The organism is Paraburkholderia sp. (genome assembly GCF_049581445.1).
Classification (GTDB): Bacteria; Pseudomonadota; Gammaproteobacteria; order Burkholderiales; family Burkholderiaceae; genus Paraburkholderia.
The window spans coordinates 1-11,452 of the sequence record NZ_JBAURZ010000028.1; the positions used below are offsets into that span (position 1 = coordinate 1).

The 11,452-nt window shown below is 61.7% G+C and carries 13 protein-coding genes and 1 tRNA gene; 10 read left to right on the forward strand and 4 right to left on the reverse strand.

Translation table 11 applies throughout. From position 1 onward, the window contains the following. From WCA85_RS01615 to WCA85_RS01635, 5 genes are all read left to right on the forward strand, one after another. Positions 1-524 (forward strand): methyl-accepting chemotaxis protein (locus tag WCA85_RS01615; RefSeq protein ID WP_424061312.1); only part of this gene is annotated, 524 nt, incomplete at its 5' end. Beyond that, a complete protein-coding gene (locus tag WCA85_RS01620; RefSeq protein WP_424061313.1) occupies positions 521-1,060 on the forward strand; it encodes a hypothetical protein in 540 nt (179 codons plus the stop codon). The genes WCA85_RS01615 and WCA85_RS01620, both read left to right, overlap by 4 nt. A gap of 28 nt (positions 1,061-1,088) precedes the next feature. Beyond that, positions 1,089-2,045 carry a chemotaxis protein CheX gene (locus tag WCA85_RS01625; RefSeq protein ID WP_424061315.1) on the forward strand — a complete coding sequence of 319 codons (957 nt, stop codon included), beginning with the start codon at positions 1,089-1,091 and terminating at the stop codon, positions 2,043-2,045. A 35-nt stretch (positions 2,046-2,080) separates the two neighbouring features. Further along, positions 2,081-2,446 carry a response regulator gene (locus WCA85_RS01630; RefSeq protein WP_424061316.1) on the forward strand — a complete coding sequence of 122 codons (366 nt, stop codon included), beginning with the start codon at positions 2,081-2,083 and terminating at the stop codon, positions 2,444-2,446. Positions 2,447-2,538: 92 nt separating this feature from the next. Beyond that, on the forward strand, positions 2,539-2,955 hold the full coding sequence (locus tag WCA85_RS01635) for a universal stress protein (protein WP_424061317.1): 417 nt from the start codon (positions 2,539-2,541) through the stop codon (positions 2,953-2,955). 61 nt (positions 2,956-3,016) lie between these two features. Here WCA85_RS01635 and WCA85_RS01640 read toward each other — a convergent pair whose 3' ends face one another. Continuing rightward, positions 3,017-3,550: a cytochrome b gene (locus WCA85_RS01640; RefSeq protein ID WP_424061319.1), complete on the reverse strand. Its 534-nt coding sequence runs from the start codon at positions 3,548-3,550 to the stop codon at positions 3,017-3,019. Then, a complete protein-coding gene (locus tag WCA85_RS01645; protein ID WP_424061320.1) occupies positions 3,547-4,608 on the reverse strand; it encodes a catalase family peroxidase in 1,062 nt (353 codons plus the stop codon). Before WCA85_RS01645 ends, WCA85_RS01640 begins: the two co-directional genes overlap by 4 nt. Before the next feature lie 324 nt (positions 4,609-4,932). Here WCA85_RS01645 and WCA85_RS01650 point away from each other — a divergent pair, with 324 nt between their 5' ends. Together WCA85_RS01650 and WCA85_RS01655 are read left to right on the forward strand one after the other, a co-directional pair. Then, positions 4,933-6,072, forward strand: a complete 1,140-nt coding sequence (locus WCA85_RS01650; RefSeq protein ID WP_424061322.1) for a ligase-associated DNA damage response exonuclease — start codon at positions 4,933-4,935, stop codon at positions 6,070-6,072. A 7-nt stretch (positions 6,073-6,079) separates the two neighbouring features. Continuing rightward, positions 6,080-7,756 (forward strand): ATP-dependent DNA ligase, encoded by a 1,677-nt coding sequence (locus WCA85_RS01655; RefSeq protein WP_424061324.1) that lies wholly within the window; start codon positions 6,080-6,082, stop codon positions 7,754-7,756. Here the strand turns inward: WCA85_RS01655 and WCA85_RS01660 are convergent. Next, a complete protein-coding gene (locus WCA85_RS01660) occupies positions 7,743-8,201 on the reverse strand; it encodes a MarR family winged helix-turn-helix transcriptional regulator (protein ID WP_424061326.1) in 459 nt (152 codons plus the stop codon). The two genes, WCA85_RS01655 and WCA85_RS01660, sit on opposite strands and share 14 nt — an antisense overlap. A 105-nt stretch (positions 8,202-8,306) precedes the next feature. On the opposite strand from WCA85_RS01660, the gene WCA85_RS01665 reads away from it, so the two are divergent. After that, positions 8,307-9,266 (forward strand): quinone oxidoreductase family protein, encoded by a 960-nt coding sequence (locus WCA85_RS01665; protein ID WP_424061327.1) that lies wholly within the window; start codon positions 8,307-8,309, stop codon positions 9,264-9,266. Positions 9,267-9,406: 140 nt separating this feature from the next. Here WCA85_RS01665 and WCA85_RS01670 read toward each other — a convergent pair whose 3' ends face one another. Beyond that, positions 9,407-10,150, reverse strand: a complete 744-nt coding sequence (locus WCA85_RS01670) for an ABC transporter substrate-binding protein (RefSeq protein WP_424061331.1) — start codon at positions 10,148-10,150, stop codon at positions 9,407-9,409. A gap of 440 nt (positions 10,151-10,590) precedes the next feature. Here WCA85_RS01670 and WCA85_RS01675 point away from each other — a divergent pair. Together WCA85_RS01675 and WCA85_RS01680 are read left to right on the forward strand one after the other, a co-directional pair. Then, positions 10,591-10,667: transfer RNA gene (locus WCA85_RS01675), tRNA-Val, on the forward strand. Positions 10,668-10,975: 308 nt separating this feature from the next. Then, on the forward strand, positions 10,976-11,452 hold a 477-nt coding region (locus WCA85_RS01680; protein ID WP_424061329.1), incomplete at its 3' end, for a dihydroxyacetone kinase subunit DhaK.

Below are 11,452 nucleotides of genomic sequence, written 5' to 3' on the forward strand. Positions count from 1 at the left end.
TCGCGGGCCTGCGCGATGACCTGGCCCAGCGGTCGGCGAGCGTGGACGAAGCACGCGCAGCGCGCACTGCCGTGCTTGAGTTCAAGGAGGAATGGGGACGGCAGGCGGTGTCCATCGCGGCCGAAGCGGCTCGGCTCAAGCAACTCGCAGTGACATTCGAGCGCTGGCACGAGCAGATGATCTCGTTGATGGGGCAGAACCAGGAGATGCACAGCAAGAACCAGGAGCTGTCGTCGATCGTCGCGCATGTGCTGATCGTGTCGCTGAACGCGTCGATCGAGGCGGCACGCGCAGGCCCCGCGGGACGCGGCTTCTCGGTCGTCGCGAGCGAGGTGCGCACGCTCGCGTCGCGCTCGCAGGAGCTTTCGAAGAGCTATCGGGACAGCCTGCATCGCAACGACCTGATCACGACCGCGACGTTCCAGGACATTCAGGCGGGCGGCAAGATGATCATCGCGTCGCTCGGCGGCGTCGAGACGCTCGCGAATCAGCTTCAATCCAGGCTCGAGCAGGCGGCAACGTGATTAGCGAGCAAGCAAAGGACAGCATCGAGCGGATCTTCCGCCAGGCCGCGCGCCTGCGTCTGACGCTCGACGCGGGCGATTCGTGCGAGATCACCCAGGCTGCGCCGCACGAGCGCGCGGCGGACGGCGAGCTCATCGTGCTGACGATTTCATCGATCGTCTTCAGGCTGCTCCTGGTCCTGCATTTCGACAACGACGATGCTACGCGCGCCTACTACCTCGGCGCTGGAGAGGCAACGCTCGAGGAAAGGCTGCTCGAAGTCTGCAACCTGTGCTGTGGCGCGATGAACCATCAGCTCGTCAAGTACTTTCCAGACCTCGGGATGTCGACGCCGTACGTGCTGAGCGGCCACTGCGTGCCGTATCTGGGTCATCTCAAGCCTGATTTCCTCTCCTCGTATCGCTTGACGGTCAACGGCGCCGTGCAGCTTGGCGCGACGGTGTGCGTCTGCGCTAACGCGCCAGTCGACTTCGTCGCGAACGTCGCCGATGTCGCTGAGGTCGCCGAGAGCGTCGGCGAACTCGAACTGTTTTGACAAACCCGCAACAGGCAAGGAAGCCAGCATGGACATGAACAAGCCGGTCAGCAAGGTACTCGTGCTCGACGACTGCCCGGCACATGCGGAGGCGATCAAGCGCTTCTGCGACGAGAACAACCTGATTGGCCTGAAGGTAAGGACACATCGCCTCCCGGCGGTGCTTCGCTCGAACATCGATCTCGGCGCGATCCTGCTCGCGGAGAGTTACGGCGGATCGCCCGCTGAGAGCGCAGCAATCGCGACGCGTATCGACGCGCTGCGCCCGGAGCTGCCGATCATCCTGCGCCGGGACGAGCGCGCGACACTCGACGATCTGCCGCACGCGCTGCGCGAGGTTGTGTGCGCCGCGTATGTCGCGAGCGACATGGCGCCGCTTCGCCGGGCGATCGACGAGTACCTGTTCGCTCTGGACTATCCAAACGCGTTCGTGCGCGGGATCACCGAGCTCACCGAGTTCAGGCTGGCCAGTCTGTTCCGCGACTTCACAGTCACCTGGGACACGCCGTGCCTCGTGCGCGACCAGATCATCTTCGGCGAGGTGTTCAGCCTGATCGCGCTGGAGAGCAACTGGTGCCGGGGCTACATGATGGTCCAGACCGAGGAGCAGCCGCTGCTCGACATGCTCGGACACAAGCAAAGATGCGACAGCGCAGCCGACTTCCGTGACCTCAACAGCGTGCTAGGCGAACTGACGAATCTGATCTGGGGCGCGTTCAAGGACCGCTTTCTCGGCGACATGCATGCCGCGCGCAGCCAGGTGCAGGTGCCGTTGCTTGTCAATCACAAGCAACGCTACATCTCGTTCGGCACGACCAACCCGCAACTGTGCTTCAAGTACCACGTAACTGACGAGGCGTCCGGGCGCTCTATCGTGTTCGACCAGCGCTTCATCTTCAACCTGAGCTGGTCGCCGGAGGACTTCAAGGAAGGCACCGACGACGTCGACGCGCTCGTCGAGGCTGGCGAACTGGATTTGTTTTGACAGATTGTCTGTCAACGATTTAAGAGGAAAACATCATGGCGAAAATTCTGGTGGTGGACGATTCGAGCACCGTACGCGACGAAGTGGCTGGCTTTCTGAGAAAGAACGGCCTCGACGTGGACACTGCGGTGGACGGCAAGGACGGCCTCGCGAAGCTGCGATCAAGCCCAGGGACGCGGCTCGTGATCAGCGACGTGAACATGCCGAACATGGACGGGCTGACGATGGTCGAGAAGATCCGCGGCGAGCTCGCGAACCAGAGCGTCAACGTGATCATGCTGACGACGGAAAGCAGCCCGGCGATGAAGGAGCGTGGCAAGGCGGCGGGCGTAAAGGGCTGGATCGTCAAGCCGTTCAAGGGCGAAGTGGTGCTGGAGACGTTCCGCAAGCTTGCGGGCTGAACGGTCGCCAGGCCGATTTTTTTACGCCGCTTTAATGCGGCGTTCGCTAAGCTCCAGGCATCGACTTACCGGTGTGCGGCTTGGAGTGCTTAATGATAAGAATGTTAATCCCTGTCCTCGACAATGGCGGTGCGGTCGAGGCGGCGCGTTTCGCGGCATTTATGTTTCTGGAGCGCGGCATTACTGAGGTCGAACTGCTTGAAGTTCTTGATCCGGTTGACCAGGGCCGCGCAGCGGCCTTCCACACGCGAAGTTCATTGGTTCGTCACGAAAAGCGCTCAATGCTGAAGGCGCTGATCGACGCCCGCACCATTCTCGAGGAGGCGGGCGTCCCGTACCACTGGAAGCGGCTGTTCGGTCACAGTACGAAAGCGATCGCCGCCTATGCGGCCGAGACTCGCCCCGATGTCATGGTCATCGACGCCAGCCACATGGGCTTCTTCCGCCGGCTGACGATGCTTGCGTCACTGACAAGGCGCATGGCCACACCAGTGACGATGGTGCATTGAGTCATCCGAAGAGGCTGCTACACCTTGCGATCATCAATCGTCAGACGGATGTTTCGCCGCCTTACCGCCAGGGCGCCATCGCCTCGAATACACCATCACGTCTGACCAGTGCGTGCAAAAGCGCGGCCGCCAGATGCAGCACGATCAGCGCAAAGAAGCACAGCGCGAGCGTCCTGTGTGCGTTCCAGAGCAGCGTGTGCAAATCGTTGCTATGCGGCAGGAACGACGGCAAATGTATGCCGAACACCACGACGGGATAGTCCGCGGCCGACAGCATGCCCCATCCAAGTAACGGTAGCGCGATCATCAGCACATAGAACGCCAGATGCGACAGACGGGCGGCGAGTTTCATCGGTATGGGCATCGAGGCTGGCAGCGGGGGCGCACCGCGCGTCAACCGGACCACCAGACGAATCAACGCCAATACGAGAATCACGATACCCAGTGGCTTGTGGATGGAGACCAGCGAAAGATAATCCGGCCGAATGGTGGACACCATCCCGACACCGATGAACAGCATCGCCAGAATGCAAATCGCCATGATCCAGTGAAGCGCGCGTTGCAGCGGCGTGAAGCGAGTGTGGATCGGGGTCATTGTGCGGCTCCTTCCGCCGGATGGTGCGGATAGTCCTTATCCTCAGCGGTCCGCCTGTCGAACGAAACTGCATAGGCGGCGGAGCGCGCGGCGGGGAACGGATCGTCGGAGACGTGCATGCCGGGCGGCAGGACGGTGGGATCAAAGTTGAGATCGCGACACGGTCCGTCAGGCTCAGGTTCGATGGTGTTGACCACCAGCGTGCCCGCTTCCACCTTGCGTCGGTCTTCCGGCCAGGCTTTGGTGGGGTCGGCGGTCGGGTCGCCGGGGTTGGCGAGCGTGACGACTAGCGTCCACTTTTGCGGCGCGCTGTGCACCCGCTGCGTAATATCCGCGTCGAGGAAGTCGTCGCCACGCGCCTTCAACTGATCGACGGACACGGCCTCGGGCTGCGCGGCTGGCACAAAGGACCAGCGCACGGCCTGGTCCTGTCCCGCAGCATTGGTGAAGATGAAGCTATTCAGGCTGTTGTACTGCTCCTGCGCAAAGGAAGCCGTCCACGGGGCGCTGCCGGCCCAGGCGGCAAAAGCGCCGAACTCAGGGTGTGCGCCGATAAAGTTCTTCATGGCGTCCGGGTCGGTCTTGTCGGCCGCGGCCTTAAGCAGCGCGTAGAAGGCCTGGGGCGTGGCGACCGCGAAGAAGGGCGCGTCGATCATTGCGGTGCGCCATTCGCTGCCATCCGGCGCGACGATGCGCAGACTGAGGCCCCTAACCCGCACCGTGGCATCCGGGGCTTTAGGGTCCGCCGTAGCGAGATTGAAACGTCCCGTGACCGGAAAGGAGCCCGCCGCGAACATCGGGGCCTTGGACACAGCTGCCGCCGCGCCATTCGATTCGAAGCTGCCGGTAAAGCAGATGCCCTTGGCATGATTGCGCCGGAAGCCGAGCGCTGCGCCGCCCGGCGGCGCCAGCGCGTTGACGATCCTGGCCGGCGTCAGGCGACTCGGCGAGAGCCAGCCGCCTGTGAAGGCGAAGGCCGCGACCAGCGCGACCACGATGACTGCAATCAGGGCCAGCGAACGGACTGATGATGCGCTGGAAGGCGGTCTGTCGGCCATCGATCTCTCCCGATCAATGATTCGGCTGAGTAGAAATCTAGCAGGGTGGCGACAATAGTGCCATTGATCTGTGGATCATGCTTGGGTCGCTGACGGCCGTCGCGACACGCGAACTCGCCGCGGTGGCAAGCGTCAATGCAATTGACAAGCCACCCGACAGCCATCCCCGAAGTCGTCAACAGGAATAATATTTGCTCGACAAACCGAATGGGGATGTTGTCCCGGCATTGAGACCCTGTGATCCGTGACAGCGTATGGCCCACGCATTCAGGTCCTTTCCCGCACAGCAGTCATTTCGTTGTCCAACCCAGTCGGATGGCCTCGATGCCGCCAATGCCAATGGAAGAACCGCCTGACCACTCGCGCGACACCTCGGATCTGGTCATCGCCCGGCGCGAAGGCCTGTATTGTCCGGCAGGCGATTTCTATATCGATCCCTGGCAACCCGTCGAACGTGCCGTCATCACGCATGCGCACTCCGATCACGCGCGCGAGGGGCATCGCCATTACCTCGCCGCGCAAAGTGGCGCCGGCGTTCTGCTTTCGCGTCTGCCTGGCATCGATCTGCAGACTGCTGCCTATGGGGAACGGCTCGACCTGAATGGCGTGACGGTATCGCTGCATCCGGCGGGACATGTATTGGGTTCGGCGCAAGTGCGCATCGAGTATCGTGGACGAGTGTGGGTAGCCTCAGGCGATTACAAACTCGAGGCCGATCCAACCTGCGATCCGTTTGAGCCAGTGCCATGCGATACCTTCATCACCGAATCGACGTTTGGACTGCCGATTTACCGCTGGGACCCGCCCCAAACCGTGTTCGACAGTATCGATTCATGGTGGCGACATAACGCGGCAGAGGGGCGCGCATCCGTACTGTTCTGCTATTCGTTCGGCAAGGCGCAGCGCATTCTTGCGAGCGTCGACGCAGCGATTGGCCCGATTTTCTGCCATGGCGCCGTGGAGCCGCTTAACCGTGCGTATCGTAGTGCCGGGGTCGCATTGCCGCCGGTGCAGATGGTCAGTGAAGTCGCCGTCAGGGACAAAGCCGTCTTTAAGGAGGCGCTCGTGGTGGCGCCGCCGTCTGCGCAGGGTAGCGCCTGGCTGCGACGCTTTGGTGAATACAGCGATGCCTTCGCCTCAGGCTGGATGCGCCTGCGTGGCACGCGGCGCAGACGGGGTGTCGATCGCGGTTTCGTGCTGTCGGATCATGCTGACTGGCCCGGGCTGCAAAGCGCGATTCGCGCAACCGGCGCCAGCCGCATCATCGTCACGCATGGCCAGGTGGAACCGATGGTGCGCTGGTTGCGTGAAGAAGGCCTGCAGGCGGGCGCATTTGCCACGCAATATGGTGACGATGCGCTCGAAGCCGACGCGGCCGGTGCGACCGAAGTCAACTCCGAAGCGAGCACGGACACTGACGCCTCCACAGCGTCCGTGACCGCCGCCAATTCCGGCTCGCGGTGAGCGCACGATGAAACGTTTCGCCGCGCTCTACACCGCACTCGACGCCACCACGTCGACGCACGACAAGCTCGCAGCGCTGACGACCTATTTCGCCGCGGCTGCGCCCGAGGACGCGGCCTGGGCGTCCTACTTTCTCGCGGGCGGCAAGCCGCGCCAATCGGTGCCCACACGTCTTCTGAGCGAGATTGCCTGCGCGCGTGCAGGCTTGCCTGGATGGCTCTTCGAAGAGTCCTATCACGCGGTGGGCGATCTGGCGGAAACGATCGCGCACATTCTGCCTCCAGCGCAACGCACTTCAGAACTGGGTCTGACGCAATGGATCGAACAACGCATCCTGACGCTGCGCGGCGCCTCGCCAGACGAGTTGCGCGACCGGCTCGTTTCGTACTGGGATGAACTGGACTGGGGTGAGCGCTTCCTGCTGACCAAGCTGATCGGTGGTGGCTTTCGGGTGGGTGTCGCGCGACAACTGGTAGTACGCGCACTCGCTGAAGTGGCCGGCGTCGATCACAAACGTATTGCACAACGCATGGTGGGATGGACTGATTCGCAGCAAAAGCCGGACGCCGCACGTTACCTGCGTCTGATTGCGCCAGAAACGACTGAAGAGGGCGAAGGCGTCAGCGAAAGGCCCGACTCCGATCTCGGCTTGCCCTATCCTTTCTTTCTGGCGCATCCTTTGCAGGCTGAGCCGGAAGCGCTCGGCAGTCCGGATCAATGGCTGATCGAATGGAAGTGGGACGGCATTCGCGCTCAGGTGGTTAAACGTGCTGGGCGTGTGTGGATCTGGTCGCGCGGAGAAGACCTGATTACGGGCCGCTTTCCTGAAGTCGCCGCACTTGGCGAAGCATTGCCGGACGGTTGCGTGGTGGATGGCGAGATACTGGCATGGGAGCCGGGCGCGCTCACGCCTTTGCCGTTTGCACGCTTGCAGCCGCGCATTGCCCGCAAAACGCTCAGTAAAAAGATTCTGGCTGATTCGCCGGCCACTTTTCTTGCCTACGACCTGCTCGAAGCGCATGGTGAGGATCTACGCATGACGCCGCTAGCCGGACGGCGCACGCAACTTGAAGCACTGGCAAGCTCGCTCGATGCCACGCTTGCACGCGATCTGCTGCACGTCTCGCCCAAAGTGGAAGCAGCCGATTGGCAGACGCTCGCTGTCTTGCAGAATGAAAGTCGTGCGCGGGGAGTTGAAGGGCTGATGCTGAAAGAGCGCCAGTCGATGTATGGCGTGGGCCGAACCAAGTCGTCCGGGACATGGTGGAAGTGGAAGATCGACCCCTATGCAATCGACGCGGTCCTCGTATACGCGCAGCGTGGTCACGGTCGACGCGCGAGCCTGTACACGGACTTCACGTTCGCGGTATGGGACGAGACCGACGGTGTACGCACGTTGGTTCCGTTTGCCAAGGCTTATTCGGGGTTGACCGATGAGGAAATGCACCAGGTGGACGCGATCGTGCGCAAGACTACGATCGAGAAATTCGGCCCGGTCCGTAGTGTCACGCCGAGTCTCGTGTTCGAAATTGGTTTCGAAGCCATTCAGGCAAGCCAGCGCCACAAGTCGGGCGTGGCGGTACGATTTCCACGCATGCTGCGCTGGCGCACGGATAAACACATCAACGACGCGGATACGCTCGCAATGCTCAAGGGGTTTATCGACGCATCTACAGCGACTTGACCCACTCCAGCGCATCGTCGGCGAACCGGCGCAACAGGCGCGACAACTGCTGCACGTCGCTGGTTTCCCAATCGGCAAACAGTCCTTCGATGATCTTCTGGCGCGCGGCATCCAGCGATCGCGTCATGGCACGGCCCTCGTCGGTCACGATCGCCGCGCGAACCCGTCCGTCTTCCGGACTCGGACAACGGGCAACGAGTCCCAGGCTTTCCAGTTTTGCGACTTGCCGGCTGACGGTGGTGTAGTCGCGTCCCGCCAGTTCGGCCAGTTCGACAATGCCGAGCGGGCCGCGCCGTTCGATTCTCGCAAGCAGCGGAAACAGCGCGCGGTCCAGTTCGACCCCAGCCGCTGCGATCAGCGCAGCATCGGGTTGCGGACGATTCAGCACGCCCGTGAGGTCGACCAGGGCTTCGCGCAGGTCGCGGATCTCTTTCTTCATCGCCATGGAATGCCTTGCCCTGATTCGATATGTGTGTATTATACACATATATTCGGTCGGTAGATTCCTGCATTCAACCGACATCCAGACCCTTGTTACAGGAGCGCAGACATGAAAGCCGCACTCGTCAAAGTGCCCGGCACATTGCCGGTTTATGCTGACTTTACTGAGCCTGCCGTCGCCGAAGGCGCCGTCCGCATCAAGGTGGCTGCGGCCGCGCTCAGTCACGTCACGAAGAGCCGCGCGTCCGGCAAACACTACAGCTCGTCGGGCACCTTTCCCTTTGTCGCCGGCGTCGACGGCACCGGCACGCTGGAGGATGGCAGCCGCGTCTATTTCGTGTTCCCTGAAGCGCCGTTCGGCGCGATGGCCGAGTATTGCGTCGTCAACCAGGCGCGCTGCATTCCGTTGCCAGCAGCATTAGATGATGCGACGGCGGCTGCGATCGCGATTCCGGGCATGTCGTCTTGGGCGGCATTCGTTGAGCGCGCGAGACTGGTCAAAGGCGAAACCGTACTGATCAACGGCGCAACCGGCGCGTCAGGGCGCCTTGCCGTGCAGGTCGCCAAATATCTCGGTGCGTCGAAGGTGATTGCTACCGGGCGTCATGCGCAATCATTGCAATCGCTGCAAAAGATAGGCGCGGATGTCACGATCAGTCTCGCTCAGGACAAGGATGCACTCGAAGGCGAGTTCCGGGCGCAGTTCAAGGAAGGTGTCGATGTGGTGCTCGACTATCTGTGGGGAGAAAGTGCGGAGCAGTTACTCGCTAGCGCGGCCGGGGCAGCACCGGAAACGGTCCCCATCCGCTTCGTGCAGATCGGCGCTATCAGCGGGCCAACGATCACCTTGCCGGGCGCAGCGCTTCGTTCCACGGCAATCGAACTGATGGGCAGTGGCATCGGCAGCATTCCGATGCCGCGCATCCTCGATGCCATCAAGCAGTTACTGAATGCGGCGGCTCCGGGCGGATTCCAGATCGCAACGAATCAGGTCCCCCTGTCCGAAGTCGAACAGCATTGGACCGATGATGAAAGCCGTGAGCGCACGGTGTTTATGACGGGATCCTAGTCGTTGCGTGATGGCTGGGATCATGCACTCAATGTATCGATAGGAACGCGAATTTTGAATGAACTGCGCGATGCTGAGGTGAGAAATATTGGCGCGCGGCAGCCCAGAAGTGACGGCGATGATCTACACGTGAGCTGTTTTTAGGAACCCTCGCCCGCCACGACCGCGCCATCTATGTGATGGCGTTTAAGGGAATCAGCCACAAAACTGGAGGCCCTCATCTGTTTGACGAAGTTCGCGAGGTATTGGGCGGCGGCATCGCCACGGCTCTTTGGAACACCCATGGCCTGTCGAATCACCATGAACCGTTCGTCCAGGATTCTCAGCCCGCCGGTTTGACTCGCATCTTTCTGGAGTTGTTGTTTGACGCCCGCTGCCACGCTGAGGTTCTGGTCCAGAAACCCCTGAACTACAGCCGGTGAAGTGGGGATGCGGACGATGGTCGCCCGATGCAATTCACGCGTAAGGAACAGATCGTAAGCGCTGCCTTTCCCCACTGCGACGGTGTTGCCAGGTTGATCCACCTGCGCGTTAGTTTTGATCGGCGAGTCGTTGCGGACCAGATAAAAGCCTTCGATCAGCACGTACGGATCGGTGAAGGCGATTTCTTCGCCGCGTTTCGGATCCACCGCGAAAAAGCCGATATCCGCTTTGCCACGGCTGACATTCGTCACCGAGACGCTGGCGGATTGGGCGACGACAAACTCCACAGGTACGCCAAGCTCGTGCGCGAGTTCGCTGGCGAGATCGACGGACACGCCGACCGGCTCGCCTGTCGTCGGGTCCAGGCTCGCCAGTACCGGATTGCCGAGGTTGATCGATGCGCGCAGCTTACCCGTGGGCGCCAACGCGGCCACGATCGTTTTATCAGGGGACGTGTTCATGATGGGGGTTGAAGAAGCAGCCGTGGGTTCAGGTTGACTCGACGATGCTTGCGCGAACGTGGTGTCATGCGCAACCGTCCAGGTGAGCAGGCCCAGCATGATCGTCGCCGTTTGGCCTATAAGTCTGGTTGTTACAGACGTTGCCATGCTTGCGCTCCATACTCGGGTGGCGAGATGCGGCTCGGGAACCGCCATTGCGCTGTGCTGGCGAGGCCTCGCACCAACAGCGTAAGTTGGCAACACCGTGCGAAGAAACCCGGCTCATCGTAGATCTGCCTGGTCACCTGGGTGCGTGCTCCACGAGTTTGCTCGGTTGCCGTAGCGGATGCTGACCATTACAGCATCACGCTGTGTCCGGTGCAACGCCGCGTATCGACGACACGCCAACGCGCGAGGCACTTGTGTTGCGCGAGCAGAGTCTCTATAATTCGCGCCTCTTTAGGCTCGTAGCTCAGCTGGTTAGAGCACCACCTTGACATGGTGGGGGTCGTTGGTTCGAGTCCAATCGAGCCTACCAACGCATAAGCATTACCCAATCGGTACAGACGAAAGTGACCGCCATTCATGCGTGAGTGGCCGTCGCTTTCGTCCAGTGTCGTATCTCACCTTAGCCGTTTTTCTTCCCCTTTGGTTTTCTGATTTACCGCTCGTCCTCAATGGGACTAAACGCGGGATTCAACGCGCCTGCCAAGCCGCGCCAGTGCCCGTGCCCGTGAATGCGAGCGCCATCAGCGCCTCGGGTTATGCTTTGCTTATGTCTCGCAACCCCAACCGCCGCGCGCCCATCCAACCGGGCCCCTGCGGCTTACAAGGAAGCTGGCGCACATGAAAAAGCTCATCAACGATGTTTCAACCGTCGTGCCCGAAATGCTTGGCGGACTCGCCGCGCTCAATCCCGGCCTGACGGTGCTTGCGGGCGGGATGATCGTGGTCCGGGCCGATGCCCAGACTGTGGCTCAGCGCGGCGAGGTGGCGCTGATTTCGGGCGGCGGCGCGGGTCACGAACCGGCGCATGCCGGTTATGTGGGCCCGGGCATGCTGAGCGCGGCAGTCGCGGGCGAGGTGTTCACTTCCCCGTCAACGGATGCGGTGCTCGACGCGATCCGTGCGGTTGCGGGTCCCGCAGGCGTGTTGCTGATCGTCAAGAACTACACGGGCGACCGCTTCAATTTCGGCCTTGCCGCGGAGATCGCGCGTGCCGAGGGCATTGCGGTGGAGATGGTGATCGTCGCCGACGACGTCGCGTTGAGCGCAAGCGGCGAGCATGCCGGCCGGCGCGGTCTCGCGGGCACGGTGCTGGTT

Excerpts from the sequence above, each read along its gene's own strand:
- WCA85_RS01640 (WP_424061319.1), bottom strand. The coding sequence starts at position 3,550 with ATGACCCCGATCCACACTCGCTTCACGCCGCTGCAACGCGCGCTTCAC.
- WCA85_RS01630 (WP_424061316.1), top strand. The coding sequence starts at position 2,081 with ATGGCGAAAATTCTGGTGGTGGACGATTCGAGCACCGTACGCGACGAA.
- WCA85_RS01625 (WP_424061315.1), top strand. The coding sequence starts at position 1,089 with ATGGACATGAACAAGCCGGTCAGCAAGGTACTCGTGCTCGACGACTGC.
- WCA85_RS01665 (WP_424061327.1), top strand. The coding sequence starts at position 8,307 with ATGAAAGCCGCACTCGTCAAAGTGCCCGGCACATTGCCGGTTTATGCT.
- WCA85_RS01655 (WP_424061324.1), top strand. The coding sequence starts at position 6,080 with ATGAAACGTTTCGCCGCGCTCTACACCGCACTCGACGCCACCACGTCG.
- WCA85_RS01635 (WP_424061317.1), top strand. The coding sequence starts at position 2,539 with ATGATAAGAATGTTAATCCCTGTCCTCGACAATGGCGGTGCGGTCGAG.
- WCA85_RS01650 (WP_424061322.1), top strand. The coding sequence starts at position 4,933 with ATGCCGCCAATGCCAATGGAAGAACCGCCTGACCACTCGCGCGACACC.
- WCA85_RS01645 (WP_424061320.1), bottom strand. The coding sequence starts at position 4,608 with ATGGCCGACAGACCGCCTTCCAGCGCATCATCAGTCCGTTCGCTGGCC.
- WCA85_RS01670 (WP_424061331.1), bottom strand. The coding sequence starts at position 10,150 with ATGAACACGTCCCCTGATAAAACGATCGTGGCCGCGTTGGCGCCCACG.
- WCA85_RS01660 (WP_424061326.1), bottom strand. The coding sequence starts at position 8,201 with ATGGCGATGAAGAAAGAGATCCGCGACCTGCGCGAAGCCCTGGTCGAC.